General features: G+C 67.9%; 25 protein-coding genes and 1 riboswitch. Of the genes, 7 read left to right on the top strand and 18 right to left on the bottom strand.

Going from position 1 to position 26,772, the window contains the following annotated elements; translation table 11 throughout:
• Window positions 1-2 precede the first annotated feature (2 nt).
• From ribB to glyA, 6 genes are all read right to left on the bottom strand, one after another.
• Complete coding sequence (gene ribB / locus ABD017_RS00585) at window positions 3-1,094, bottom strand: 3,4-dihydroxy-2-butanone-4-phosphate synthase (RefSeq protein WP_343879160.1); 1,092 nt, start codon at window positions 1,092-1,094, stop codon at window positions 3-5.
• A 151-nt stretch (window positions 1,095-1,245) separates the two neighbouring features.
• Window positions 1,246-1,887, bottom strand: coding sequence for a riboflavin synthase (locus ABD017_RS00580; RefSeq protein WP_343879158.1), 642 nt, complete (start codon window positions 1,885-1,887; stop codon window positions 1,246-1,248).
• A 131-nt stretch (window positions 1,888-2,018) separates the two neighbouring features.
• Window positions 2,019-2,187, bottom strand: a riboswitch (FMN riboswitch).
• Between the two features lie 89 nt (window positions 2,188-2,276).
• The gene (locus ABD017_RS00575) at window positions 2,277-3,302 is read right to left on the bottom strand and encodes a Gfo/Idh/MocA family protein (RefSeq protein ID WP_343879156.1); all 1,026 of its coding nucleotides are present in this window, start codon (window positions 3,300-3,302) and stop codon (window positions 2,277-2,279) included.
• A gap of 51 nt (window positions 3,303-3,353) precedes the next feature.
• Window positions 3,354-4,433: a bifunctional diaminohydroxyphosphoribosylaminopyrimidine deaminase/5-amino-6-(5-phosphoribosylamino)uracil reductase RibD gene (ribD, locus tag ABD017_RS00570; RefSeq protein WP_343880603.1), complete on the bottom strand. Its 1,080-nt coding sequence runs from the start codon at window positions 4,431-4,433 to the stop codon at window positions 3,354-3,356.
• 168 nt (window positions 4,434-4,601) lie between these two features.
• On the bottom strand, window positions 4,602-5,108 hold the full coding sequence (nrdR, locus tag ABD017_RS00565) for a transcriptional regulator NrdR (protein ID WP_343879154.1): 507 nt from the start codon (window positions 5,106-5,108) through the stop codon (window positions 4,602-4,604).
• A 105-nt stretch (window positions 5,109-5,213) separates the two neighbouring features.
• Window positions 5,214-6,467, bottom strand: coding sequence for a serine hydroxymethyltransferase (glyA, locus tag ABD017_RS00560; protein ID WP_343879152.1), 1,254 nt, complete (start codon window positions 6,465-6,467; stop codon window positions 5,214-5,216).
• A 189-nt stretch (window positions 6,468-6,656) separates the two neighbouring features.
• Between glyA and ettA the strand changes: the two genes are divergently transcribed.
• Window positions 6,657-8,321, top strand: coding sequence for an energy-dependent translational throttle protein EttA (gene ettA, locus ABD017_RS00555; protein ID WP_343879150.1), 1,665 nt, complete (start codon window positions 6,657-6,659; stop codon window positions 8,319-8,321).
• Between the two features lie 160 nt (window positions 8,322-8,481).
• Here ettA and ABD017_RS00550 read toward each other — a convergent pair whose 3' ends face one another.
• Window positions 8,482-10,020 (bottom strand): hypothetical protein, encoded by a 1,539-nt coding sequence (locus ABD017_RS00550; RefSeq protein ID WP_343879148.1) that lies wholly within the window; start codon window positions 10,018-10,020, stop codon window positions 8,482-8,484.
• Window positions 10,021-10,242: 222 nt separating this feature from the next.
• Here ABD017_RS00550 and pyrF point away from each other — a divergent pair, with 222 nt between their 5' ends.
• Entirely contained in the window at window positions 10,243-11,055 is an 813-nt protein-coding gene (gene pyrF, locus ABD017_RS00545) for an orotidine-5'-phosphate decarboxylase (protein WP_343879146.1), read from the top strand.
• Window positions 11,056-11,080: 25 nt separating this feature from the next.
• Here pyrF and ABD017_RS00540 read toward each other — a convergent pair whose 3' ends face one another.
• On the bottom strand, window positions 11,081-11,554 hold the full coding sequence (locus tag ABD017_RS00540) for a GNAT family N-acetyltransferase (RefSeq protein ID WP_343879144.1): 474 nt from the start codon (window positions 11,552-11,554) through the stop codon (window positions 11,081-11,083).
• Window positions 11,547-11,954 carry a rhodanese-like domain-containing protein gene (locus ABD017_RS00535; protein ID WP_343879142.1) on the bottom strand — a complete coding sequence of 136 codons (408 nt, stop codon included), beginning with the start codon at window positions 11,952-11,954 and terminating at the stop codon, window positions 11,547-11,549. The genes ABD017_RS00540 and ABD017_RS00535 overlap by 8 nt, the downstream gene beginning before the upstream one ends.
• An 86-nt stretch (window positions 11,955-12,040) precedes the next feature.
• Here ABD017_RS00535 and ftrA point away from each other — a divergent pair, with 86 nt between their 5' ends.
• Window positions 12,041-13,048, top strand: coding sequence for a transcriptional regulator FtrA (ftrA, locus tag ABD017_RS00530; protein WP_343879140.1), 1,008 nt, complete (start codon window positions 12,041-12,043; stop codon window positions 13,046-13,048).
• A 55-nt stretch (window positions 13,049-13,103) separates the two neighbouring features.
• Here ftrA and ABD017_RS00525 read toward each other — a convergent pair whose 3' ends face one another.
• The gene (locus ABD017_RS00525; RefSeq protein ID WP_343880601.1) at window positions 13,104-13,334 is read right to left on the bottom strand and encodes a hypothetical protein; all 231 of its coding nucleotides are present in this window, start codon (window positions 13,332-13,334) and stop codon (window positions 13,104-13,106) included.
• A gap of 201 nt (window positions 13,335-13,535) precedes the next feature.
• On the opposite strand from ABD017_RS00525, the gene ABD017_RS00520 reads away from it, so the two are divergent.
• A complete protein-coding gene (locus ABD017_RS00520; protein ID WP_343879138.1) occupies window positions 13,536-14,267 on the top strand; it encodes a hypothetical protein in 732 nt (243 codons plus the stop codon).
• A 112-nt stretch (window positions 14,268-14,379) separates the two neighbouring features.
• On the opposite strand, the gene ABD017_RS00515 is transcribed toward ABD017_RS00520, so the two are convergent.
• The 3 genes from ABD017_RS00515 to def all read right to left on the bottom strand — a co-directional run bounded on the left by ABD017_RS00515 (window position 14,380) and on the right by def (window position 15,908).
• Window positions 14,380-14,985, bottom strand: a complete 606-nt coding sequence (locus ABD017_RS00515) for a flavodoxin family protein (RefSeq protein ID WP_343879136.1) — start codon at window positions 14,983-14,985, stop codon at window positions 14,380-14,382.
• A 105-nt stretch (window positions 14,986-15,090) separates the two neighbouring features.
• Window positions 15,091-15,372, bottom strand: coding sequence for a DUF427 domain-containing protein (locus tag ABD017_RS00510; protein ID WP_343879134.1), 282 nt, complete (start codon window positions 15,370-15,372; stop codon window positions 15,091-15,093).
• A complete protein-coding gene (gene def / locus ABD017_RS00505; protein WP_343879132.1) occupies window positions 15,372-15,908 on the bottom strand; it encodes a peptide deformylase in 537 nt (178 codons plus the stop codon). Before def ends, ABD017_RS00510 begins: the two co-directional genes overlap by 1 nt.
• Window positions 15,909-16,102: 194 nt before the next feature.
• Between def and ABD017_RS00500 the strand changes: the two genes are divergently transcribed.
• From ABD017_RS00500 to ABD017_RS00490, 3 genes are all read left to right on the top strand, one after another.
• The gene (locus ABD017_RS00500; RefSeq protein WP_343880599.1) at window positions 16,103-18,175 is read left to right on the top strand and encodes a carbon starvation CstA family protein; all 2,073 of its coding nucleotides are present in this window, start codon (window positions 16,103-16,105) and stop codon (window positions 18,173-18,175) included.
• Window positions 18,172-18,369 carry a YbdD/YjiX family protein gene (locus tag ABD017_RS00495; protein ID WP_343879130.1) on the top strand — a complete coding sequence of 66 codons (198 nt, stop codon included), beginning with the start codon at window positions 18,172-18,174 and terminating at the stop codon, window positions 18,367-18,369. Before ABD017_RS00500 ends, ABD017_RS00495 begins: the two co-directional genes overlap by 4 nt.
• Window positions 18,370-18,453: 84 nt before the next feature.
• Window positions 18,454-18,963, top strand: coding sequence for a DUF2127 domain-containing protein (locus ABD017_RS00490; protein WP_343879128.1), 510 nt, complete (start codon window positions 18,454-18,456; stop codon window positions 18,961-18,963).
• 63 nt (window positions 18,964-19,026) lie between these two features.
• On the opposite strand, the gene ABD017_RS00485 is transcribed toward ABD017_RS00490, so the two are convergent.
• The 5 genes from ABD017_RS00485 to ABD017_RS00465 form a co-directional block, all read right to left on the bottom strand.
• The gene (locus ABD017_RS00485) at window positions 19,027-19,926 is read right to left on the bottom strand and encodes a DMT family transporter (protein WP_343879126.1); all 900 of its coding nucleotides are present in this window, start codon (window positions 19,924-19,926) and stop codon (window positions 19,027-19,029) included.
• 170 nt (window positions 19,927-20,096) lie between these two features.
• Window positions 20,097-20,999 (bottom strand): glycosyltransferase family 2 protein, encoded by a 903-nt coding sequence (locus tag ABD017_RS00480; RefSeq protein WP_343879124.1) that lies wholly within the window; start codon window positions 20,997-20,999, stop codon window positions 20,097-20,099.
• Window positions 21,000-21,101: 102 nt separating this feature from the next.
• A complete protein-coding gene (locus ABD017_RS00475; RefSeq protein WP_343879122.1) occupies window positions 21,102-21,839 on the bottom strand; it encodes a hypothetical protein in 738 nt (245 codons plus the stop codon).
• Between the two features lie 32 nt (window positions 21,840-21,871).
• Complete coding sequence (gene purL / locus ABD017_RS00470) at window positions 21,872-25,741, bottom strand: phosphoribosylformylglycinamidine synthase (RefSeq protein WP_343879120.1); 3,870 nt, start codon at window positions 25,739-25,741, stop codon at window positions 21,872-21,874.
• A 198-nt stretch (window positions 25,742-25,939) separates the two neighbouring features.
• Window positions 25,940-26,716: a DsbC family protein gene (locus ABD017_RS00465; RefSeq protein ID WP_343879118.1), complete on the bottom strand. Its 777-nt coding sequence runs from the start codon at window positions 26,714-26,716 to the stop codon at window positions 25,940-25,942.
• Window positions 26,717-26,772: the final 56 nt, after the last annotated feature.

The raw sequence follows: 26,772 nt of genomic DNA, 5'->3' as shown, positions 1-26,772 counted from the left end.
TCCTACACGTACTCCACGACCTCCAGGTCGAAGCCGCCCAGGCCGACCAGCCTGCGCGGGGTGCCGAGCACGCGCAGGCGGCGCACGCCGAGATCGGCCAGGATCTGCGCGCCAAGGCCCAGCTGGCGCCACTCCTGCTGGGTGTCGCGGCGGCGGTTCTCCGTTTGCGGCTGGCGTTGCAGGCCGGCCAGCAGGGCTTCGGGGCTGTCGTCGCCCGACAGCACCAGCAGCACGCCGCGATCCTCGTCGGCGATGCGGCGCAGGGCTTCGGTGACGGTGATGCCGAGGTCGTCGCGCTTGAGGTGCAGCACGTCGGACAAGGTGTTGCGCACGTGCACGCGCGTGAGCACCGGCGCGCCATCATCCACCGTGCCGCGCACCAGGGCGAAATGCAGGCCCTTGCGGATCAGGTCGCGGTACGCGTGCAGGCGGAAGGGGCCGAACTCGGTCTGCACGTCTTCCTGGTGCACGCACTGCACGGTCTTCTCGGTTTCCAGGCGATGGCGGATAAGATCGGCGATCGAGCCGATCTTCAGCCCGTGCTTGCGCGCGAATATCTCCAGCTCCGGCCGCCGCGCCATCGAGCCGTCCTCGTGCAGGATCTCGATCAGCACCGCCGCCGGCTCCAGCCCCGCCAGCGCCGCCAGGTCGCAGCCGGCCTCGGTATGGCCGGCGCGACTCAGCACGCCGCCCGGCTGCGCGGTGAGCGGGAAGATGTGACCGGGCTGGGTCAAATCCTGCGGCTTCGCATCGGCCTGCGCGACCACCTGGATGGTGCGCGCGCGGTCGTGCGCGGAGATGCCGGTGGTGACGCCCTCGGCCGCCTCGATCGAGACGGTGAAGTTGGTGTGGTACGCCGAGGTGTTGTCGCTGACCATGGGCTTGAGGCCCAGCTGCCGCGTGCGCTGCTCGGTGAGCGTCACGCAGACCAGCCCGCGCGCCTCGCGCACCATGAAGTTGATGTCCTCCGCGCGCACTTTCTCGGCGGCCATGATCAGGTCGCCCTCGTTCTCGCGGTCTTCGTCGTCGACGATGACGACCATGCGGCCGGCGCGGATGTCGTCGAGGATGTCGGGGATGGTGTCGAATGCCATGGGTGGGTCTCGGGATTCGGGATTCGGGATTCGGGATTCGGGATTCGGGATTCGAAAAAGCGTCATTCCAGCGAAAGCTGGAATCCAGTGCCTTTGTCATCGAGCGGAAGCCGCTGGATTCCAGCTTTCGCTGGAATGACGAGGATGAAGGTCAGGCAAAGCCGTGGCGTTTGAGAAACGCCTCATCCAGCCGCGGCGTCTCGCCGCTGGACAGCAGCCGCTCGATGTAACGCGCCACCACGTCCACCTCGATGTTCACCGCGTCGCCCACGCGGCGGGCGTGGAAGGCGGTGTGCTCGACCGTGTGCGGGATCAGGTTGACACCGAAGCGATGGCCCGACACTTCGTTGACGGTGAGGCTGGTGCCGTCGATGCACACCGAGCCCTTGGCGGCGATGTAGCGCGACAGGCTGGCCGGCACGTCGAAGGTCCAGCGCTGGGAGCGCGCATCGGGCGTGATCGAGACCACCTTGCCCAGCCCATCCACGTGGCCGGACACCATGTGGCCGCCCAGACGGTCAGCCAGACGCAAGGCCTTTTCCAGGTTCACCGCGTCGCCGGCCTTCAACTGGCCCAGCGAGGTCAGCGACAGCGTCTCGTTGGAGACATCCGCCGCGAAACCGCGCGCTTCCAGCGCAACCGCGGTGAGGCAGACGCCGGAGACGGCGATGGAATCGCCCAGTTGCACATCACCGAGATCGAGCCCGGCGGTATCGACATGCAGCCGCACGTCGCCGCCGCGCGGTTCGAGCCGCACGATGCGGCCCACGCATTGGATGATGCCGGTAAACATCAGCGCACCTCCGGCGGGAGGGCGAGGCGAGGCCATGACTGAAGGGTTTTCATGAAACGTTTCCCGCGTCGAAAAAAAGCGAAAAACGCCCCAAGGCATGAGGCCTGGCGCACGCCGCCAAGCGTGTGCCGTGCCGTCTTCTCTTTATCCGGACTGTGAGGACGCGGTTGCCCGCATCCAACCGTCGGCTCCGGCATCGGACCGGATCTGCTGACCTTCCAGCAGGACTGGAAGCGCTCGCGGGCTCACCTCGAAAGGCCTACCGCCGGTGGGGAATTTCGCCCCGCCCTGAAGACGTCGTACTGCCGGCAAAATGCCGACGCGGCAGTTTAGCACCATCGCCCGGGAAGGCCCGATGCCCTGTAATCCTGTGGGTCTTGCGCACCGAGCTACAGCCCGATCTGCTGCCCCGTGGCGCGCCGGTAATCGCGCAGCACCTGGTCCATCACCCACGTGGTGCGCACGCCGCTGGCGGCGAGATCCAGGCAGGCGGCGGGTTGGCCGTGGAGTTCGGCCACCAGGGTTTCGATCAGCGGCTGCTGGATGGTGCGCGGGTTTTCGATGTGGAACTCGCGCACGCCGGCGGCGTTTTCCAGCCGGATCGGGCCATCGCCGAAGGTGGCGAAGGAAAGCCGGCCCGCATCGCCCGTCACCTCGGTAAGGTCGTGCCGCTGCAGCGCGTCGAAATTCCACAGGCCCGTGCCGACCATGCCGTTGCCGAACGCGAATGCCATCGCCACGCTGTCCTCCGCCGGGTAGCTGCCGCGCTGGTTGCTCGCATGGCCGCTGGCGCGGGTGATGGGGCCGAACAGCCAGTCCAGGATGTTCAACGTGTGGCAGCCGATATCCACGAACAGGCCGCCACCGGAAATCTCCGGTCGCACGTGCCAGTGCGAGGATTGCGGATCGCTGTAGCGCGGGTTGTGCGGCGCGGTGTGCACGTGGTGCACCGAGCGCGGCGTGCCGATGGCGCGCTCGTCGAACAGCAGTTCGCGCACCTTGTGGAAGCGCGGCAGCATGCGCCGGTAATACGCCACGAACACTGGCACGTTGGCGGCGCGGCCAGCGGCCACGATCGCCTCGCACTCGGCCGCATCCACCGCGAAGGGTTTCTCCACGTAGACCGGCTTGCCCGCGGCGATGGCCATCAGCGCGTAATGCTTGTGCGAGGAAGGCGGGGTGGCGACGTAGACGGCATCCACGTCCGGATCGTCGACCAGCGCCTGGCCATCGTCGTACCACTTGGCCACGCCGTGACGTTGCGCGTAGTCGCGCGCCTTGTCGCCGTCGCGGCGCATCACCGCCACCAGCGCGGAGCCTTCGACTTTCTGGAAGGCCGGACCGCTTTTCACCTCGGTCACATCGCCGCAACCGATGATGCCCCAGCGGATGGTCTTCGAATGGGCACTGCTCATGGCGATGGGCTCCTTGTGCGGAAACGTGGGCGGCTGCAATGCCGCGGCAACTCACGCCGGGCGAAGGCGCAGGCGGATATCGGGGCCGAGCATGCGCTGGTCCAGCAGGCGCAGCGACCAGCGCGAGGCCATCTCGGTCAGCGCCGGCAGCTTCATCAAGGGCGCCGCCTCGCCGCCCAGCATCACCGGCGCGATGTACAGCAGCAACTCGTCCACCAGGCCGGCGGCGAACAGCGCGCCGCACAGGGTGGGGCCGGCTTCGACGTGCACCTCGTTGCAATCGCGCGTGGCCAGCAGGGCCAGCACGGCATGCAGGTCGAGCACGTCACCCTGCTCCGCCACGCTGGCGTATTCGATAGGCGCGGCATGTGTCGTGGCGGGCGTCGTACCCGCCGCATGCAGCAGCAGCGTGGGCGCTGCGGCGTCCAGCACATGACTGTCCGGGGGCGTGCGCAGCTGCCGATCGAGAATCACGCGCAGCGGCTTGACGCGTTCGCCTTCACCGCAGGCGAGCGAGCCCGCCGCCAGGCGCACGGTGAGCCGGGGGTTGTCCGCAAGCACGGTGCCGCTGCCCGTGAGGATGGCCGAGCTGCGCGCGCGCCAGTGCTGCACGTCGGCGCGTGCAGCCTCGCCGGTGATCCATTTCGAATCGCCGTTGGCCAGCGCGGTGCGGCCATCCAGGCTCATCGCCAGCTTCACCCGCACGAACGGGCGGCCGCGCTCGATGCGGCTGAAAAACCCGATATTCAATTCGCGCGCGGCCTCGCGCATCAGGCCGGTTTCGACCGTGATGTCGGCGGCGCGCAGGCGACTCATGCCCCGGCCATCGACCTGGTCGAACGGATCCTCGGCCGCCACCACCACCCGCCCTACCCCAGAGGCGATCAACGCATCGGCGCACGGCGGCGTACGGCCGTGATGAGCGCACGGCTCCAGCGTCACGTAGGCAGTTGCGCCGCGAGCGCGTTGGCCCGCCTCGCGCAGCGCGAAGACTTCGGCATGCGGTTCGCCGGCGCGCTGATGGAAGCCGCTGCCGACCACCTCGTCACCGTGCGCGATCACGCAACCCACGCGCGGGTTCGGGGCGGTGGTGTACAGGCCGCGCGCCGCCAGGCGCAAGGCATGCGCCATGTGTTTATGGTCGATCGCCGAAAACATCACGCGGCAGAACCTGACGGAAGCCAAAACCCCTGTAGGAGCGACTTCAGTCGCGATGCTCTTGCTTTGGGGTAAAAAGCAAAAGCATCGCGACTGAAGTCGCTCCTACAGCCGCTCCTGCAGGGAAACAGGAAGCCCATGCTATTTGGGTTTGCCGCCGCCAAGCAGCGGCAACTGCAGATCGGACAAGCCCGGCAGGTCGCGCTCAAGTTTCTCGATCTCCTCGCGAAACGCGTGCACGTCCTCGAACTTGCGGTAGACCGAGGCGAAGCGCACATACGCCACCTGGTCCAGGTTCTTCAGCTCGCGCATGACCAGCTCACCGACCTGACGCGAGGGAATCTCGCGCTCGCCGCTGCGACGCAGGTCGTTGATGATCGCGCGCACGGCGCTGTCCACGTCATGGCTGGGCACCGGCCGCTTCTGCAGCGCGCGCTCGAAACTCACCCGCAACTTGCGCTCGTCGAACGTCTCGCGCCGCTCGCCGCTCTTGACGATCGTGGGCAGTTTCAACTCGGCCGTCTCGAACGTGTTGAACCGCTCGCCGCACTGCGGACACTCGCGCCGCCGACGCACCGTGCTGCCGTCCTCGGTCAGCCGCGAATCGATCACCCGGGTGTCTTCGTGCTGGCAGAAGGGGCAGTGCATGGTTACGGGAATGGGGAATGGGGAATGGGGAATGGATAAAAGCAAAAACCCGCGGGGAACCGGCTTTTGCCGATTCCCGATTCCCGATTCCCGATTCCCGGCATCTCAGCCATACACCGGGAACTTGCGGCACTGCTCGGTGACCTTCCCGCGCACGGTGGCGATCACCGCCTCGTCTTCCGGCGCGTCCAGCACGTCGCAGATCCAGTTCGCCAGCTCGGTCACGTCCGCCTCCTTGTAGCCGCGGGTGGTGACGGCCGGGGTGCCGATGCGCAGGCCGGAGGTGACGAAGGGCTTGCGCGGGTCGTTCGGCACGGCGTTCTTGTTGACGGTGATGTGGGCCTTGCCCAGCGCTTCCTCGGCGGCCTTGCCGGTGACGTCCTTGCCGATCATGTCAACCAGCATCAGGTGGTTCTCGGTGCCGCCGGAGACGATCTTGTAGCCACGCTCGATGAAGGTCTTGGCCATCGCCTTGGCGTTCTTCACCACCTGCATCTGGTAGCTCTTGAACTCGGGCTCCAGCGCCTCCTTGAACGCCACCGCCTTGGCCGCGATCACGTGCATCAGCGGGCCGCCCTGGATGCCGGGGAACACGATCGACTGCAGCTTCTTCTCGATCTCCTCGCCGGCGCCCTTGGCGACGATGAGCCCGCCGCGCGGGCCGCGCAGGGTCTTGTGCGTGGTGGAGGTGACCACGTGCGCGTGCGGCAGCGGGCTGGGGTAGACGCCCGCCGCGATCAGGCCGGCAACGTGGGCCATGTCCACGAAGAACAGCGCGCCCACCGAATCGGCGATCTGGCGCATGCGCGCCCAGTCCACCACTTGCGAGTAGGCGCTGAAGCCGGCCACCAGCATCTTCGGCCGGTTCTCCGTGGCCAGGCGCTGCACTTCGTCGTAATCGATCAGGCCGTTCTCGTCGACGCCGTACTGGATGGCGTTGAACAGCTTGCCGGAGACGTTGACCTTGGCGCCGTGGGTGAGGTGGCCGCCATGGGCCAGGCTCATGCCCAGGATGGTGTCGCCCGGCTGCAGCAGCGCCAGGTAGACCGCCTGGTTGGCCTGCGAGCCCGAATGCGGCTGCACGTTGGCGTAGTCGCAGTCGAACAGCTGCTTGAGGCGGTCGATGGCCAGCTTCTCGGCCACGTCCACGTAGTCGCAGCCGCCGTAGTAGCGCTTGCCCGGATAACCCTCGGCGTACTTGTTGGTGAGCTTGGAGCCCTGCGCTTCCATCACCCGCGGGCTGGCGTAGTTCTCCGAGGCGATCAGCTCGACGTGATCTTCCTGGCGCCGGCCTTCATCGGCGATGGCCTGGGCCAGTTCGTCGTCATAACCGGCAATCGTGCAGTCCTTGGGGAACATTCTGGCCTCGGCAGGGTGGTGGCGGGATTTAGCCGGAAATTGTAGCGCTGCCGTGCTTTTGCGGCCACCGGCCGGTGGCTTCGCGCGGGTTCATCGGCGCGATGGCGCAAGCCGCTATAATGTGCGGTTTGACGAATTCCCCTTTCCGCGTCGCCTGTCGGTGGCGCGGCGCACGCTTTCGGAGGTTGCATGAGCTCGCAGTACATCTACACCATGAACGGGGTCAGCAAGATCGTCCCGCCGAAGCGGCAGATCATCAAGGACATCTCGCTCAGCTTCTTCCCCGGCGCCAAGATCGGCCTGCTCGGCGTCAACGGCGCGGGCAAGTCCACCGTGCTGAAGATCATGGCCGGCGTGGACACCGACTTCCAGGGCGAGGCGCGCGCGCAGCCGGGCACCAAGGTCGGCTACCTGGCGCAGGAGCCGAACCTGGACCCTGAAAAGACCGTGCGCGAAGTGGTCGAGGAAGGCGTCTCGGAGATCCTCGACGCGCAGAAGCGGCTGGAAGAGGTGTACGCCGCCTACGCCGAGGAGGACGCCGATTTCGACGCGCTGGCCAAGGAGCAGGAGAAGCTGGAAAACGTGCTGGCCGCCAACGACGCCCACGCGCTGGAGCGCCAGTTGGAAGTGGCCGCCGACGCGCTGCGCCTGCCGCCGTGGGACGCCAAGGTCGGCCCACTCTCCGGCGGCGAGAAGCGCCGCGTGGCGCTGTGCCGCCTGCTGCTGTCCAAGCCGGACATGCTGCTGCTGGACGAGCCCACCAACCATCTCGACGCCGAGTCGGTGGACTGGCTGGAGAAGTTCCTGCACGACTACCCCGGCACCGTGGTGGCGGTCACCCATGACCGCTACTTCCTCGACAACGCTGCCGAGTGGATCCTCGAACTCGACCGCGGCCGCGGCATCCCGTGGAAGGGCAACTACACCGAGTGGCTGGAGCAGAAGGATCAGCGCCTGAAGCAGGAAGCCAACCAGGAGAAGTCGCGCCAGAAGGCGATCGCCAAGGAGCTGGAGTGGGTGCGCTCGGCCGCCAAGGGCCGCCAGTCCAAGGGCAAGGCCCGCCTGGCCCGCTTCGAGGAGCTGAACTCGGTCGACTACCAGCGCCGCAACGAGACGAATGAAATCTTCATCCCGCCCGGCGAGCGCCTCGGTCAGGAGGTGATCGAGTTCAAGAACGTCACCAAGTCGTTCGGCGACCGCATGCTGATCGAGGATCTCTCGTTCAAGGTGCCGCCGGGCGCGATCATCGGCGTGATCGGCCCCAACGGCGCGGGCAAGTCCACCCTGATGAAGATGATCATGGGCAAGGAGCAGCCCGATTCCGGCGAGGTCAAGCTGGGCCACACCACCAAGCTGGCCTACGTCGACCAGTCGCGCGACGCGCTCGACCCGAAGAACAACGTGTGGCAGGAAGTGTCCGGCGGCTCGGACATCCTCACCATCGGCAACTTCGAGATCCAGTCGCGCGCCTACATCGGCCGCTTCAACTTCAAGGGCACCGACCAGCAGAAGATCGTCGGCAGCCTGTCCGGCGGCGAGCGCGGCCGCCTGCATATGGCCAAGACCCTGCTGCAGGGCGGCAACGTGCTGCTGCTCGACGAACCCTCCAACGACCTGGACGTGGAAACCCTGCGCGCGCTGGAAGACGCGCTGCTGGAGTTCCCCGGCAGCGCGATCGTGATCTCGCATGACCGCTGGTTCCTCGACCGCATCGCCACCCACATCATCGCCTTCGAGGGCGACTCGCACGTCGAGTTCTTCCCCGGCAACTACAACGAGTACGAAGCCGACAAGAAGCGCCGCCTGGGCGACGACGCGGGCCCGAAGCGGGTGAAGTACAAAAAGCTGGCGTGAGACTCCTGCTCCTCCCCCTGCTCGCAGGGGGAGGCTGGGAGGGGGTTGTCCGAGCTGGCGGGAAGATCAAGAGCGAACCCCTCCCCAACCCTCCCCTGCGCGCAGGGGAGGGAGCCATCCCCAAGAGCGAAACACCCCGCCGCGGCGGGGTGTTTTCGTTTCAGGCCCCCACCGTCACCAGCGCAGCGCTGCCGCGCGGCAGCGACAACACACCCTGCCCCGCATCGATCCGCAGCGTTTCGTCGGAAGCTGGCGACCACTCGCCCGCATGCCCCACGGCGGCGCCCGCCAGCGTGGTGTGGTGCACGTCGTCGATGTTCGGCGCGCGCAGCCGCCATACCTTGGCCGAGCTTCCCGCACGTCCGAAATCCACCTGCAGCTCCACGTCGCGCTGCAGGTCCTTGTTGAACACCGCCAGCAGGCGCTGGGCGCCGCGGTCGGCCGCGTAGGCAGTGAGATTGGCGCCGTTCGCGCCGAGCGTGGCGTCGACAAAACCGGCGCCCGCGAACTGCCGCGCCAGCAGCAAGCCGTAATACAGCGGGCGGGCGTAGAAACCTTCACCCGCCGTGCCGGCGATCGGCGTGTAGCGACCGCTGATCGCATCCAGCCGCTGCTCGTAGCTGGCGCCCTTCGGCGCCGCCGCCACGTTCTTGTCGAGCGACGCCTCCAGTACCGACAGCGTGCCGGAGTGGATATTGATGCCGTCCACGCCGGCCTGCGCGCAGGCCAGCGCGAAATCGCCGCCCCACAACGCGGAGGCAAACGTATTGCTGACGCCCAGCTTGCCGCCGCCCCAATAGGAATTGGCTTCGGTCAGCAGGAACGGCAGCTTCTTTGCCGCCGCCACCGTGGCGACCTTTCTCGCCTCGTCGATGAAGGCGGGATCGCCGGCCAGCATCTGCGCCACCGTGGTCGTCGGTTGCGGCGCGCCGCCGCGATAGTAGTGATGCGTGAGCGCCACGATGTCGTCGGCGTCGCGGGCAAACTTCAGCACCCAGTCGGCGTCGTTGCTGGTGTCGGGGCCGGCGATCGGCACCTGCGCCCGCTGGCGGATCGCCCCTGCGGTCTTGCGCCACGACGCCAGGTACTCCTGGTAGCTGAAGGCGCTGCCGTCGGCGTGCTTGTACAGGCTGGGCTCGTTGCCGATCTGGATCGCCTGCAACCGATCGCCCACCGCGCGCTGCACCGCCTCGGCCAGCTCGGCCGCCATCTCGGGCGTGCCGCGGCGCAGGTTGACGCCGAACACCAGCCGCCAGCCAGTGGCGTCGAGAAAGCCGGCCAGGTTCGCGAGCTGCTCGGGCGTGACCATGTACGGCCGCCTGAACACCGCATGCGGCAATTGCTCGAACGGCGGCAGCGCGCCGGTGTAACCGCTCCACGCCGAGTAGTCGCTGGAATTGCCGCCGATGCGCAACACGCCCTGCGGATTCAACCGGCGCAACAGGCCGATCAGCGCCTTGTTCGACCCCGAGAAATAGCCCTTCTCCTGCATTTGCAAGGTCTCGAAGCTCAGCCCGATGAGGCCGGAGGGCACCGTGCGGCCCGTGACCGGCGTGCCCAGCTTCAGCGTGGCGCGCGTTGGCGTTCCACCGGAGCCACCGCCGGTTCGCGCGGCGAGCGGGTTGATCAGCGCCATGCCGGCGGCGGTGGCGGCAGCACGCAGAAAGCGGCGGCGGTGGGTGGAAACGTCGTGTGTCATGAGCCATTCCTCGAACCGTGGTTGTCCTGGGTAAGTTTTTTTGCCCGTCATTCCAGCGAACGCTGGAATCCAGTGCCTTCGCGCGTTATCGAGGCGCTGGATCCCAGCGTCCGCTGGGATGACGGTTCAAACTTTCCCGACAGAATGCGCCCGCCGACGATAAACGAAAAATCCCGCCAGCCGCTAAAATGGGCGGCCGCCCCGCCGATTCGAGAGCCGACCATGCGCTTTTCCGACGCCCTGAAGCAACGCTGGCGCCAGCACGACACCCTGGTCTGCGTGGGGCTCGATCCGGACCCGGCGAAATTCCCCGCACACATCAAGGGCGCGCCCGACGCGGTGTTCGCCTTCTGCCGCGCCATCGTCGACGCCACCGCCGACCTGGTCTGCGCGTTCAAGCCGCAGATCGCCCACTTCGCCGCCCTGCGCGCCGAGGATGCGCTGGAGCGCCTGATCGCCCACATCCACCAGCGCCATCCCGGCGTGCCGGTGATCCTGGATGCCAAGCGTGGCGACATCGGCAGCACCGCACAGCACTACGTCACCGAGGCGTTCGACCGCTACGGTGCCGACGCGGTGACGCTGAACCCGTACATGGGCCGCGATTCGATCCAGCCATTCCTTGATCGCGACGACAAGGGCGTGATCCTGCTCTGCCGCACGTCCAACCCCGGCGGCGCGGATTTCCAGGCGCTGGATTGCGGCGGCGTGCCGCTGTACCTGCGCGTGGCCGAAACCATCGCCCGCGACTGGAACACGCACGGCAATTGCGCCCTGGTCACCGGCGCCACCTGGCCCGAGGAAATCCGCCGGGTGCGTGCGCTGGTGGGCGACATGCCGTTGCTCGTGCCTGGCATCGGCGCGCAGGGCGGCGACATCGAAGCGGTGATGCGCGCCGGCCGCACCGCCGACGGCACCGGCCTGATGATCAACTCCTCCCGCGGCATCATCTACGCCGGCAACGACCAGGACTTCGCCATCGCCGCACGCAACGCGGCGATCGCGCTGCGCGACGCGATCAACCGCTGCCGCTGAGCGGCGGGGCAGCGCTCACCGCGGCTCACGCCACCGGCAGGAAAAATCGCCGCCGGGGTTTTTCCACCGCGCCGGCACGGCGGTAGAAGCGCGCGGCGTCCTCGTTCCATGCCGGGGTCTGCCACTGGATTTGCGCGCAACCGCAACGACGGGCGCAATCGCCGACAGCCTGCAACAAGGCGGCGCCGGTGCCGTGGCCTCGCCATCCCTCGCGCACGAACAGGCAATCCATGTGCAGGAATTCGCCGCCCTGCCAGGTCGAGAATTCCGGCGCGGCGGTGGCATAGCCCACCAACTCGCCGGCCGCGTCGGCCACCCAGCCGTGCACGCGCGGCGTCGCGGCGAACAGCGCCTTCGAAAGAGCCCTGGCCTTGCCCGCGCGCCGGTAGGGTGTGCCTTCGTGCCGTGCGTGTTCGTCGCACATTGCCACCAGCGCGGCCATGTCGTCCGGTCGAACCGGCCTCACGGCGACGCCCTCACGCAGCGGCCGCTCAATCATCCTGGGCACCTGCGGCGAGCTCGAAACCCTCATCCACCCAGCCGGTGATGCCGCCGGCCATCAGTTTCACCGGTCGCCCCAGTTGGGCCAGGCGCACGGCGGCGCGTGCCGCGCCGTTGCAGTGCGGGCCGGCGCAATACACCACGAACAAGGTGTCTGCCGGGTACGTCGCCAGCCGCGACGCGATGATCTTGCCGTGCGGGATGTTCACCGCGCCGGGCACATGGCCGCGCTGGTAGTGCGCCGGGCTGCGGGCATCGATGAGGACGAAGCCGGGCTCGTCTTGCTGCATGGCGTCGTGCACATCCCAGCAATCGGTCTCGAAGGTGAAGGCGGCTTCGAAATGCTGCAAGGCCTGGGTGGACGGCGCGGCGGGAATCCGGGTGACGGCGTTCGACATGGGTGTGCCTCGATGGAATGGAGGCTCATTGTTCGGTTGCGCCGAGCTGTGCACAATTGGCGAAAACGCCACGCTACGATCAGATCATGCCAATCTCCCGTCGGCGCCGAACGTTGCCCAACCCACTGGTCGCCGCGCTGGTCTACGACGGCTTGTGCGGCTTCGAGTTCGCCTGCGCGGCCGAGGTCTTCGGCCTGCCACGACCCGAATTGCAGCCCGGCTGGTACCGCTTCGAGACCTGTGCCGCCGAGCGCGGCCCGCTACGCGGGCAATACGGCATGCGAGTAACGGCAGACGCGGGGCTGGAGCGGCTGGCCGACGCCGGCACCATCATCCTCCCGGGCTGGAAAGGCATCGACGTGCCGGTGCCCCCGCGCGTGCTGGACGCCTTGCGCGGGGCGCATGCGCGCGGCGCGCGGTTGCTGACGATCTGCTCGGGCGCGTTCGTGCTGGCCGCCACCGGCCTGCTCGATGGGCGGCGCGCCACCACGCACTGGCGCTACGCCGAGGCACTGCAACGCCGGTATCCGCACATCGAGGTCGACCCCGCCGTGCTGTACGTGGACGAAGGCCAGTTGCTCACCTCCGCCGGCAGCGCGGCGGGGCTGGATCTGTGCCTGCACCTGGTGCGCCGCGACCACGGCCCCGACGTGGCCAACCAGGTGGCGCGGCGGCTGGTGATCCCGCCGCACCGCGACGGTGGCCAGGCGCAATTCGTGGAGCGTCCGGTGGCAAAGCGCGAGGCCAACGCGCTGGCCAGGGTGATCGATCACATGCAGCGACGGCTGGCCAGCCACCAGCCGATCGCCGAGCTGGCCGCGATGGCGGCGATGAGCGAACGCAGCTTCATGCGCCATTTCAAGCAGGTCACCGGCACCAGCCCGGCGGACTGGCTGATCGCGGCGCGGGTGGATCGCGCGCGGGAATTGCTGGAAGGTTCGTCGCTGTCCATCGACGCCATCGCCGGCGAATGCGGCTTCGGCAGCGCGATCACGCTGCGCCATCATTTCCGCCGCAAGCTGGGCGTCAGCCCCGGCGCCTACCGGGCGCGCTTCGCTTCCTCGGGACGGCGGTCGGAGCCGACCACCGCGTGATGGCCGACGCGCCGACGGCGCGGCATCGCTCAAATCCCATTCGCCGCACCGCGAATCAGGCTACCGTCTTGGCCGCCTGCAAGGTTTTCGCCTTCAGATCCAGCGCGTCGGCCGCGTCCAGCAGCGCCCGCGCGAAGCTGCGCACCTCACCGGGGCGCAAGGCGTACCAGTTGCCCTTCCTGCTCACGTCGCCCACGTTGCGCCCAACTCGGGATACGCAGTGCGGTCGGAAGATCACCATTCCGGTCAGCAGTTCCGAGCTGATATCCGCGGAAACAATCTGCATGTGCGTTTCATCTTCTTTCTTCACCAGACCTCTCCCGGCGGGATTCCGCCAAGCGACCACTCTACGCCATCGTCGATTTAGCCGATGTTCCCAACTGGTGTGCGCGTTTCCCCGCGCTGTAATCTTCGACGCTGCGCATGCGTTCCGCGACATGTCGCTCGCTGACCTGCGCAGTTCCCCACCCAAAAAGGAAGACAACGCATGTCCGAACAGACCGATGTCCGCGTGGAAGACTGGAATCGCCTGCAACGTGAAGTGGCGCGTTTGCGCATTTTGGTGATCATCGCCCTGCTTGCGGTGATTGCACTGGCTGCCGTGTCGTTGCTGCGCAAGCCGGATACACCGACCAAACCGGATCCGATTCTCCGGGCACAAGGCCTGGTGATCACCGATGCGCAGGGACACGACCGCATCCTGATCGGCGCACCGGTACCGGCAAGCAAGGACCGAACGCGCAAGGACGATGCGTCGGACAGCATTATCTTTCTTGGCAAGAACGGCGCCGATCGCCTGGCCGTGGGGCAAATGCCAGCCCCGGTGGTCGGCGGCAAGACCCTCAAGCGCATCGGCGATGGCGACAACTACGGCATGGCGCTGTTCGACAAACAGGGCAACGAGCGCGGCGGCATGGCTTTTCTGGGCATGGGCCGCGCGGTGATCGGGTTGGATCGTGCGGCGCCGCTCAGCGACGCCATCGGCATGATGGTCGATGACAGAGACGGTTTCGCCGGTCTGATCGTGAATTATGCCGACGACAAGGTGCAGGCGCCCGCATTCGAACTGGGTGCAACAGCGGACGAGGTGCACATGCAGGTCTACGGCAAGGACAACCTGCCGCACGCGCAACTCAACTTCGATGGCAAGGGCAAGCCGGCTTGGCAATTCAATGACGCGAAATCGGCGGCGAAGGCCGCGCAGGCCAGCGGTAAATAAGGGCTTGAGGGTAACGTCCATGCGCAGCCAACTGTGCATGGACATCGCGGGCATTCGGGTGGCTTGGTTGGGTTCGCCGCCTGCGGCGCGGATTTTTCCCGCGAAGTTCCTCCTACTTCGTCGGCGGATACGGACTCCCCTGCAGCAGCCCCGCCAGATGCGCCGCGTTGCAGGCCTGGGTCTTGATGGCACCGGCCAGCGCCTTCGGCGTTTCGTCCAGGTCCTGGTAGTTGGTCTTGTGCATCGCCTCGCCCACCCAATAGCTGGAACTGCCGCCGGGGATGCTGAAACCCACGTCCGCCAGCGCCTGATACATCTCGGCGGTGACGTGGTGGGCGCCGTCCTCGTTGCCCACCACGCAGACCATGGCGACCTTGCCGAAGGTGGGATACACGCCGTGTTTGTCGATCTCGCCGAATACCGCATCGAGGCGTTCGCACACGCGCTTGGCCACGCTGCATGGCTGGCCCATCCAGATCGGCGTGGCCAGCACGAAGATGTTGGCGTCATCGATGCGCTTGCGCAGCGCGGGCCACCCGTCGCCCGGCCCCTGGTCGGTCTTCACGCCGGGCTTGATGTCGTGGTTGACGGCGCGCTCGCTGGCGGTGGTCACCCCGTAGCCCTGCAGCGCTTCCAGCACCTGGTCGAGCAGCTTCTGGGTGGACGATGGCTCGTTGCCGGTCTTGAGTGTGCAATTGAGACCGAAGGCGGAAAGCATGGCGGCTCCTTGGATGAAAGGGGCTGCCCAGCCTGCGCCTGCGGATGTCGAGGTGCGGTCAGCGTGATGTGTTGCTGCCGCATGGAGACGCCGCGCTGACCGCCGTCAATCGACGACGCGCACTCCTTTCCAGAACGCCACCCGGCCGGCGATCTGCGCCGCGGCTTGCTTCGGTTGCGGGTAATACCACGCGGCCTGGGCATTCACCGCGTCACCGACCACCACGTCGAAGTAGCTGGCGGTGCCCTTCCACGGACACACACTGTGATGATCGCTTTCGCGGAAATGCTCCCGTCGCAATGACGCCGCGGGAAAGTAGTGATTGCCCTCGACCACGACGGTGTCGTCGCCATCGGCGAGTACGGTGTCGTTCCACATCGCTTTCATCAGTCGTCGCCCAGGTCCTGCCCCGGAAACAGCACGTCGGTGTAGCCGAACTTGCTGAAGTCGGTGATGCGCGAGGGGTACAGGCGGCCGATCAGGTGGTCGCATTCGTGTTGCACCACGCGGGCGTGGAAGCCCTCGGCGCGGCGGTCGATGCGCACGCCCTGCGGGTCGATGCCCTGGTAGCGGATGAGCGAATAACGGCTGACGGCGCCGCGCAGGCCGGGGACCGACAGGCAGCCTTCCCAGCCCTCTTCCATGTCCTGGGACAGCGGCGTGATCAGCGGGTTGAGCAGGATCGTGCGCGGCACCGCCGGGGCGTCGGGGTAGCGCTCGTTGCGGTCGAAGCCGAAGATCACCAGCTGCAGGTCGACGCCGATCTGCGGCGCGGCCAGGCCGACGCCGCCGGCATCGTGCATGGTCTCGAACATGTCGGCGATCAGCGCATCGAGCTCCGCGCTGCCCAGCATCGACGTGGGTACGGCCGGGGCGACGCGCAGCAGCCGGGGGTCGCCCATTTTCAGGATTTCGCGAATCATGCGGGGCCTCGTGTCTCGTCCGTCGTGCATTGTCTGTGGCCTGCGTGTACGCAATGCAAGCCCCCGGAAAATCGCCACCCGGCGCCAGGGCCATTCGACCAATGGCTAATGCCGCCGGCGGCCCTGCCCATTGACCGGCGCGGTGGCCAGGCGGAGTCTTGTCGTATTGCCGAGGAGAAGCCGCCATGTCGCCGATGCAAGCCACCGTTCCCCCGCCGAGTGCCGCCAGCAGGATTGTCTGGGCCGCCATCGCCATCGTCGGCGCTTTCTGCCTGGGCGTGGTGGCATTGAGACGGGGCGAGCCGATCAATGCGATCTGGCTGGTGGCCGCGGCGACGGCGATTTTTGCGATCGGCTACCGCTTCTACGGCAAGTTCGTCGAACATTCGGTGCTGCGGCTGGACCCCACCCGCGCGCCGCCGTCGGTGCTGCGCAACGACGGCCTCGACTACGTGCCGACCGACAAATGGGTGGTGTTCGGCCACCATTTCGCCGCCATCGCCGGCGCCGGCCCGCTGGTGGGCCCGGTGCTGGCCGCGCAGATGGGCTACCTGCCGGGCACCTTGTGGATCCTGTTCGGCGTGGTGTTTGCCGGCGCGGTGCAGGACTTCATGATCCTCGGCCTGTCGCTGCGCCGCGATGCGCGTTCGCTGGGCCACATGCTGCGCGAGGAGCTGGGCCCGGTGCCCGGCATCGTGGCGATGATCGGCGTGCTGGTGTTGATGATGATCGTGCTGGCGGTGCTGGCGCTGGTGGTGGTCAAGGCGCTGACGCACAGCCCGTGGGGCACGTTCACCGTGGCCGCCACCATCCCGATCGCGTTCCTGATGGGCGGCTACATGCGCTGGTTCCGGCCGGGGCGCATTCTTGAAGTGTCGATCATCGGCCTGGTGCTGCTGCTGGTTTCGATCTGGGCCGGCAAGTACGTGGCCGACTCGGCCACGCTGGCGCCGCTGTTCGACATGGACGCCAAGGCGCTGGCCTGGTGGCTGATCGGCTACGGTTTCGTCGCCTCGGTGCTGCCGGTGTGGCTGCTGCTGGCGCCGCGCGACTACCTTTCCACCTTCCTGAAGATCGGCACCATCGCGCTGCTGGCGCTGGCCATCCTGATCGCCGCGCCGGATCTGCAGATGCCCGCCGTGACCCGCTTCATCGACGGCACCGGCCCGGTGTTCGCCGGCAACCTGTTCCCGTTCCTGTTCATCACCATCGCCTGCGGCGCGGTGTCCGGCTGGCATTCGATCATCGCCTCCGGCACCACGCCCAAGCTGCTGGCCAACGAGGGCCAGGCGCGCATGGTCGGCTACGGCGGCATGCTGTGCGAGGCCTTCGTGGCGGTCATGGCGCTGATCGCCGCCGCCTACCTGCACCCGGGCGTGTACTTCGCGATGAACTCGCCCAGCGCCATCATCGGCACCACGGTGCAGGAAGCGGCCACCGCGATCAGCCAGTGGGGCTTCGTGGTCACCCCGGACGAGTTGATCAAGACGGCGCAGGACATCGGCGAGAACAGCGTCCTCAGTCGCGCCGGCGGTGCACCGACGCTGGCCGTGGGCATGGCCCAGCTGCTGCACAACATCCTGCCCGGCGGCGGCATGATGGCGTTCTGGTACCACTACGCGATCCTGTTCGAGGCATTGTTCATCCTCACCACGGTGGACGCCGGCACCCGCGTGGGCCGCTTCATGATCCAGGAGATCGCCGGCCTGATCCACAAGCCGCTGCAGGAAACCGACTCGTGGGCCGGCAACCTGCTGGCCACGGCGATCTGCGTGTTCCTGTGGGGCTATTTCCTGTACCAGGGCGCGGTCGATCCGCTGGGCGGCATCAATACGCTGTGGCCCCTGTTCGGCATCGCCAACCAGATGCTCGCCGCGATCGCGCTGATGCTGGCTACCGTGGTGGTGGTGAAACTCAAGCGCGAGCGCTACGTGTGGGTGCCCGGCATCCCGGCGCTGTGGCTGATCGTGTGCACGCTGACGGCCGGCTACCAGAAGCTGGTCGGCCCGATCAGCTTCACCGCCGCCGCCAACAAGTACAACGCAGCCCTGCAGCAAGGGCAGTTGCTGGCGCCGGCCAAGACCCCGGCCGCGATGCAACAGATCGTCACCAACAACTACGTGGACATGGCGCTCACCGGGCTGTTCATGCTGCTGATCGTGGTGATGGTGGGCTTTTGCCTGCGCGCGCTGATCCGCGGCTGGCAGGCCAACCATCCGACCGCGCACGAAGAGCCCTACGTGGCCCTGGGCAGCGTGGCGCCATGATCGCCGCCACGCTGCACGCCCTGCGCCGGTGGGCGGTACAGACCGCCCGCCTGTGCTGCGGCATCCCCGACTACGATGCTTACGTTAGGCACCTGCGCCAGCATCATCCCGAGCGCACGGTGCCCAGCTACGGCGAGTTCTTCCGCGAGCGGCAGGAGGCGCGCTACCGGGGCGGCGGCGGCCGCTGTTGCTGACTCTTCCAACCGCGCCGTGCAGGTGCGCATTGGTCAACCGGCGCGAAACGAGGACAATAGGCGGCTTGTCTGCGCGATGCCGCCATGTCCCCCACCGAAATCGGCCTCCCTTCCACGCCGAAACCCGCCCCGCCGCAACCCCATCCCGGACTGCGCATCATCGCGGTCTACGAGGTCGTCAAGACCGTCTGCCTGCTGCTGGTGGCGGTGGCGGCGTTCCAGCTGGACCACCAGCGCAACTTCGAGCACCTCGTGCACTGGCTGGAACATCTCTCGCTGGCCGACAGCAATGGCTTGCGCTGGAAACTGGTGGGCGTGCTGGTGGCGTTCGGCCCCAGCAAATTCGTGGCCGTCGGGGCGGTGGCGTCGGGTTACGCGGTGCTGTTCGGCGTCGAGGGCATCGGCTTGTGGCTGGGCCGGCACTGGGCGGAATGGTTCACCGTGATCGCCACCGGCTCGTTGATTCCGTTGGAGTTGTACGAAACACTGCACGGTTTCGGCTGGCTGAAGCTGGCCACCCTGGTCGGCAATGTGGCGATCATCGTGTACCTGGTGCGTATCGCCCTGCAGCCGCGCCACGGAAACCGCGTGTAGGAGCGCACCCTGTGCGCGATGCTCCCGTGAGGTCACGAAAAGCATCGCGCACAGGGTGCGCTCCTACACCTCGTGGTGGATGGCTTCGGCCTGCACGGCGCCAACCGTATCGCGTCGCTGCGGCAGCAGCTCCACCAGGTACATTGCCGCCAGCACCAGGGCGCCGCCGGCCAGCATGCGCCAGCTGAGCACGTCGCTGCCGAACAGCACCGCGAACGCGGCGGCGAACACCGGCTCGGTGGTCATCACGATGGCGGTGCGGGTGGCGGACAGGTGGGACTGCGCCCAGGTCTGCACCAGCAACGCGCCGGCGCCGGCGATCAACGCCATGTAGAGGATCGCCAGCCAGGCGCTGCGATCAGGCGGCCATACCGGGCCGTGCGGCGCGGTGGCCAGCAGGCACACCGCGGCGATCGCCAGCATCTGCACTGCCGACATGCCGAACGCGTCGTCCGACCGCGACCACTGGCCCAGCCCCACGATATGCAGCGCATACACCATGGCCGAGGCCAGCGTCAGCCACACGCCCATATCCACCGCCAAGCCGTTGAGCGACAGCAGCGCCAGCCCCGTCGTGGACAAGGCCACCGCCAGCCACGTCACGGCAGGCATGCGCCGGCGCAGCAACACCATCGCCAGGATCGGCGTGAACACCACATACATGCCGGTGACAAAACCGCTGACGCTGGGCGCGATCAAGGCCAATCCCCAGGTCTGCAGCAACTGCCCCACGCCGTAGAGCGCGCCCAGCAACAAACCGCGCACCAGCTGTCGCCGGCCAAGCCGCCACACCGGCCGCGCAAAGAGCACCACCATCACCACCGCGCCGATCAGAAAGCGCACCGCCAGGAAATCGGCCACCGGCATGCGCCCCACCACGTCCTTGATCAGCACGAAGGTGGAACCCCAGACGGCGGTCATCGCCAGCAGGCCGAGGGTGGCGAGGGTGGTGGGCGTGCGCATGATCGGGACGCGGGGCTCGGGGGTCAGGAGTGAGTGAAGAGGAGTGAGGAGTGAGGAGTGAGGAGTGAGAGAAAGCGAGCCGGCGCGGCGTTGCCTTTTCTCACTTCTCACTTCTCACTTCTCACTTCTCACTTCTCACTTCTCACTTCTCACTTCTCACTTCTCACTTCTCACTTCTCACTTCTCACTTCTCTCCCCTCGCTTCTCGCTCCAAGCCACTGCCCCGGCACCAGCAACAGGAAGTGCGCCCAGATGCCGCACCACACCGCCGCCGCCAGCAGCGGGTTGCGCGCGGCCGGGTCGAACTTGCGAAACCAGCGCCACATGCCGCGGTGCTTGTAGCGGCTGACGAACACCGGCCGGTGCCGGCTGGAACTGCCCTTGCCATGGGGCACACGCACATCGCCGGCGAGCAGCACCTGGTAGCCGGCATCGCGCACGCGGCGGCACAGGTCCAGGTCCTCGCAATGCAGGAAATAGCCTTCGTCAAAACCGTGCAGTTGCTCGAAAACGCCGCGCGGCAGCAGCATCACCGCGCCGGAGACGGCCTCGGCTTCCACCACTTGCTCGGGAATGGCGCCGTCGATCGCCACGCCTTCACCGGCGCCACCGAACAGGCTGGTGAGCGCGCGCCGCAGCAGCGGGTCGCGGCGGAACGAGGCCGGATCGGGCCGTCCATCGGCATCGCACACCACCGCGCCGACCAGGCCGGCGCGCGGATGCGCCTCGAGGATGTCGAGCAGGCGCTGCAGCGCCGTTTCGCGCAGCAGGCAATCGGGGTTCAGCACCAGCACGGTTTCGCCGCGCGCCTGTGCAGCGGCGCGATTCACCGCCGGCCCGAAACCCAGGTTCGCGCGGTTCTCGATCAGCCGCAGCCGCGCGTCACCGGCGTGCGCCTCGGCGATCGCCTGCGGCACGCCGTCGGTGGAGGCGTTGTCGATCAGGATCAGTTCCAGCGGCAAGGTGCCAGCCAGCACCTCGCGCACACCCTCGCGCAGCGACGGGCCACTGTCGGCCGACACCACGATGATGCTGACCGCCGGCGCGGTGATGGAAGAAGACGGGGAATTCACCGGCGCAAGTATGCGCGAGCCAATCCAAGCTGTGTAGGAGCGCACCCTGTGCGCGATGCTTTTTCGTTATGTACGAAGAGCCATCGCGCGCAGGATGCGCTCCTACCGCCGCCTGCGGGCGCCGGCCACATGGTCCAGCGGCAGCGGCATGTCGCCTTCGCGTCGCTGCAGCCAGGGGTGCTCGCCGTCCCAGCCGCACAAGCGCCAGCCGCGCAGGCGGTGGCAGCGACGATGATCGCGGTCGTAGAGCACCAGGCGGCGGCCGCTTTCGGGGCGGGCGGCAAACCAGCGGCCTTGCGGACTGAAATCGAACCGGTCGCCACCGTCCAGCTGCAGGCCATCGGCGAACCGGTAGCTGCCCGCGCGCCACTGCACCGTGCCGCCGCGCGGATCGGCGAACTCGGCCGTCGCGGGCTGCCACTGGGGTGGACGCAGCTCGATGATGCGCGCGGGCGGCCCGATCGGTGCGCGGGCCAGCTCGGGCCACTCCGCATCGCTGGTGGTGCCGGCGGGCGCGCGGCGCAGGTCGCGGTCCAGCCAGGCCTCCAGTCCCGCGATCAGGGTGTAGCCGGCCAGCGCCCCCAGCAATGCGGCGCCCAGGCCGAAGGGCCCGCCGCCCAGCGCCCGCTGCAGCGCGAACATCACGCCCGGCAGGCCCCAGCGCAACCCGCGCCGCAGCAGCCGGGCGTGCTCGACCGGCCATGGCGCCGGCAGCAGCAGCACGAACGCCATGGCCAGCAGCAACGGCAGGCCCAGCCACCACGGCAACAGCGCCAGCACCCCCAGCCAGGCCAGCATGGGCAGCACGGCATGCCGCTCGAGTAGGCGCCACCGGGCCATGGCTCAGTGGCGTTCTTGGGGCGGCGGAACGATCAGCCGCACCACACGCGGGCGTTGCGGAACATGCGCATCCACGGCGAATCCTCACCCCAGTTTTCCGGATGCCAGCTCATCTGCACGCTGCGGAAAACGCGCTCCGGATGCGGCATCAGGATGGTCACGCGGCCATCGGCGGCGGTGAACCCGGCCAGGCCGCCGGGCGAACCGTTGGTGTTGAGCGGGAAGTTCTCGGTGGGCTTGCCGCGGTTGTCCACGAAGCGCACCGCGCCGTGCGACTTGGACGGGCTGCACACCTGCGGAAAACTCACCCGGCCCTCGCCATGCGCCACCGCCACGGGAATCCGCGAGCCCGTCATGCCCTTGAAGAACAGGCTGGGCGAGTCGAGGATCTCCAGCGTGGCCACGCGCGACTCGTACTGCTCCGACGCGTTGCGCAGGAACTTCGGCCAATGCTGCGCGCCGGGGATGATCTCCTTCAGCTGCGACAGCATCTGGCAGCCGTTGCACACGCCCAGCGCGAACTTCGTCTCGTCGGCGAAGAACGCGGCGAACTGCTCGCGCAGCACGTCGTTGTAGAGGATCGAGGTGGCCCAGCCGCGGCCCGCGCCCAGCACGTCGCCGTAGGAGAACCCGCCGCACGCCGCGAAACCGCGGAAGTCGGCCAGCTTGATGCGGCCGCTGGCCAGGTCGGACATGTGCACGTCCACCGCGTCGAAGCCGGCGCGGGTGAACGCCGCGGCCATCTCCACCTGGCCGTTGACACCCTGCTCGCGCAGGATCGCCACGCGCGGCCGCTGGCCGTTGGCAATGAACGGCGCAGCCACGTCCTGCGCCGGGTCGAACGTGAGCTTGGGGGTGATGCCCGGGTCGGCATCGTCCAGCCGCCAGGCCAACTCGGCATCGGCACTCTGCGGGTTGTCGCGCAGGCGCTGCATGGCGTGGCTGGTTTCGTTCCATGCCGCGTACAGCGTGCTCCAGTTCCACTTGAACAGGGTGTCGCTGCCGTTGAACAGCTTGATGCCCAGCTTTTCCTTTGGACGTCCAATCCGGTGGCTGCAGCCGGCCAGGTCGTGTTTCACCAGCAGGCTCTCGAACGCCTCGCGGTTGGCGTCGGCCACCTGCAGCACGGCACCCAGCTCCTCGTTGAACAGCGCGCGCATGGCCGCTTCGGCCCAGCCGTCCAGGTGGATTTCCAGGCCGCAATGGCCGGCGAAGGCCATCTCCAGCAAGGTGACGATGACGCCGCCGTCGGAACGGTCGTGATAGGCCAGCAGCAGGCCGGCGGCGTTCGCCTCCTGCACCAGCTCGAACAGCGCGCGCAGGCGCTTGGCGTCATCGAGATCCGGCGGCACGCCGCCGCCGCGGTTGAACACCTGGGTCAGCGCGGAGCCGCCCAGTCGGTCGCGGCCGGCGCCCAGGTCCACCAGCCACAATGAGGAAGGGCCGCGGTCGAGCTTCAGTTGCGGGGTCAGCGTGCGGCGCACGTCGCCCACGCGGGCGAAGCCGGTGATCACCAGCGACACCGGCGACACCGTGCGCTGCGGTGTGTCGCCGTCCTGCCACACGGTCTGCATCGAGAGCGAATCCTTGCCCACGGGGATGGAGATATCGAGCTCCGGGCACAGCTCCATGCCCACCGCCTTCACCGCGTCGAACAGCGCGGCGTCCTCGCCCGGATGGTTCACCGCGGCCATCCAGTTGGCGGACAGGCGCACTTCGCCAAGATCCGCGATCGGCGCAGCGGCCAGGTTGGTGATCGCCTCGCCCACCGCCAGCCGCGCGGCGTCGGCGCTGCTGAGCAGGGCCACCGGCGCGCGTTCGGCCATCGCCATCGCCTCGCCCGCGTAGCCCTCGAAGTCGGCGATGGTCACCGCGCAATCGGCCACCGGCACCTGCCATGGGCCCACCATCGGGTCGCGCGCGTTGAGGCCGCCCACGGTGCGGTCGCCAATGGTGATCAGGAAGCTCTTGCTACCCACGCCGGGCAGCCGAAGCACGCGCAGCAGCGCCTCGTCCATGCCGATGCCGGTGAGGTCGGGCACCAGGTCCACGCGCGGCTTGATGCGGGTGGCGTCGCGATGCATGCGCGGCGGCTTGCCGAACAGCACGTCCATCGGCAGGTCGATGACCGTCAGCTCGCGACGCGGATCGGTCAGCACCAGCTGGCGCTCGGCGGTGGCGTCGCCAACGACGGCGTACGGGCAGCGCTCGCGAATGCACATGGCCTCGAACCGCGCCAGGTTTTCCGGCGCGATGGCCAGTACGTAGCGTTCCTGCGACTCGTTGCTCCACACCTGCATCGGCGACAGCGAGGGATCGTCGCAGGGGATTTTCGACAGGTCGATCACGCCGCCCACGTCGGCGTCGTTGAGCAGTTCGGGAATCGCGTTGGAGAGGCCGCCCGCACCCACGTCGTGCACGCTGACGATGGGATTGGCGTCGCCAAGCGCGCAGCAGGCGTCGATCACTTCCTGGCAGCGCCGTTCCATCTCGGGGTTGTCGCGCTGCACCGAGGCGAAATCCAGCTCCGCGCTGGAGGCGCCGCCGGCTACCGACGACGCGGCGCCGCCGCCCAGGCCGATCAGCATCGCCGGACCGCCCAGCACGATCACCTTGTTGCCCGGCTGCACCGCGTGCTTCAGCACGTGGCCCGCGCGCAGGTTGGCCAGGCCGCCGGCCAGCATGATCGGCTTGTCGTAGCCGCGGCGCAGGCCGGCTTCGCCGGTTTCATGCTCGTAGCTGCGGAAGTAGCCGCCCAGGCACGGGCGGCCGAATTCGTTGTTGAACGCGGCCGCGCCCAGCGGGCCGTCGCGCATGATCTCGAACGCGCTGGCCATGCGCGGCGGCAGCGGGCGCTCCACTTCCCACGGCTGCGGGTGGCCGGGGATACGCAGGTCGGAGACCGAGAAACCGGTGAGCCCCGCCTTGGGCTTGCCGCCACGGCCGGTGGCGCCCTCGTCGCGGATCTCGCCGCCGGCGCCGGTGGCCGCGCCGGGCCAGGGCGCGATGGCGGTGGGATGGTTGTGCGTCTCCACCTTGATCGCATAGTCGATGCGCTCTTCCACGCCACGCCACACGCCGTCGGCCGGGTCGGTGAAAAAGCGCTTGCCGTTGCTGCCCTGGATCACCGCCGCGTTGTCGCTGTACGCGGACAAGGTGTGCGCGGGCGAGCGCTGGTGGGTGTGCTTGATCATGCCGAACAGGGTCTTGTCCTGCGCCTCGCCATCCACCGTCCAGCTGGCGTTGAACACCTTGTGCCGGCAGTGCTCGGAGTTGGCCTGGGCGAACATGAACAGTTCGGCGTCAGTGGGGTCGCGGCCCAGCTCGGCGTAGCGGTCGGCCAGGTAGTCGATCTCATCGTCGGCCAGCGCCAGGCCCAGCCGCTTGTTGGCCTCGGCCAGCGCGCCGCGCGCGTCGTCGCCCAGCGCGATGTACTGCAGATCGCCGGGCGTGCCGCCCAGGAACAGGCTGTGCGCGTCCTCGATACGGCTCAACACCGATTGCGTCATCGCATCGTGCAACAGCGCCATCACCGCCTCGTAAGCGGGCGCACCGGCGTCCGGCAGGCCGGCCATGCGCCATGCCATGCCACGCTCCACCCGCCGCACGTCGGCGCCGAAACCCGCGCCATGCAGGATGTCGGTGGCCTTGCTCGACCACGGCGAAATCGTGCCCAGCCGCGGCACCACCCACAGCGTAGCCGGCTCCGGCGCGGCGTCCTTCGCTTCCAGCACGGCCAGCAGGCGCTGGCGCAGCTCGCCCGCGGGCGCCGCGTCGGCGTCGATGAAATAGACGAACCACGACGCCTGCACGCGCACGCCATGATGCAGGGCATCCAGGCGGGCGTTGAGGCGTTCGAGGCGGAACGGCGAGAGGGCGCTCTGCCCGTCGAGTGCGATCATGCGGGGAACGGCGCTATGCGAGGGGAAACGCCCATTCTAACCGACCTGCTGGCCGAGGTCTGCCGTGGGGTGTTTCCCTGGCCTTTGCCCGTCATTCCAGCGAAAGCTGGAACCCAGTGCCTTCAAGGGGGCCAACGAGGCGCTGGATCCCAGCTTTCGCTGGAATGACGTCGATGGACGTGTTCCGTTACCGCCAGCTCAGCCGCCCTTCTGCAGCGCAACCAGCAGCTGTTCGGGAGTGACGTAACCGCCCACGGTGCGGCCGTCGGGCCCGACGATGGTGGGCGTGCCGTTGACGCCCAGCTTCAGGCCCAGGTCGTACTGGTCCGCCACCGGGTTGGTGCAGGTGGCCGCAGGCGGTGCCTTGCCGGTCACGGCGGCGGTAAAGGCCGCCTTGCGGTCGGCCGAGCACCATATCGACGCCATTTCGCTGTAGGTGCCGGTGGGCCTGCCCGAGAGGCTGGCCACGCCTTCGCGGGGCCAGGCCAGGTATTCCACCGCGATGCCGGCCTTGTTGAAGGCGGCAATGTGCTCGTGCAGCGCGCGGCAATAGCCGCAGTTGACGTCGGTGAACACGGTGACGGTGTATTTCGGGTGCGCCGGCGCGAACACGATGCGTTGCGAGGCGGGCACCTTGGCCAGTTCCGCCTTGCGGAACCGCGCCCAGGCCGCGTTGCTCACGTTCTTCTTCTGCGCCAGGTCGATCAGGTCGCCGTTGAGCAGGTAGCGGCCATCGGTGCTGATGTACATCAGCTGGCCGGAGGCGATCACCTGGTAGAAGCCCGGCAGCGCTGCCGGTTCCACCGCATCCACCTGCACGCCGGGCGCCAGCGTCTGCAGCGCGTTCCGCACCATGGTGTTGACGGCGGGGGTGACCTTCGCCGGGGCCGGTTCGGCCGCGCCGGCGGCAACCATCGCCGCCGCGCTGGTGACCAGCAGGCCGGCGCACATCGCCAGCAGCCATTTCTTCGACATCACGACCTCGTTCGATCCGGCCTGGCCGGGCATGACCGCCAATTCTCGCATAGTCC

Origin of the sequence: Rhodanobacter caeni, from assembly GCF_039523575.1 — a bacterium.
GTDB classification, from domain to species: Bacteria; Pseudomonadota; Gammaproteobacteria; order Xanthomonadales; family Rhodanobacteraceae; genus Rhodanobacter; species Rhodanobacter caeni.
Note: the sequence above shows the minus strand (reverse complement) of the source record. Positions and strands in the feature narration are given on the sequence as shown.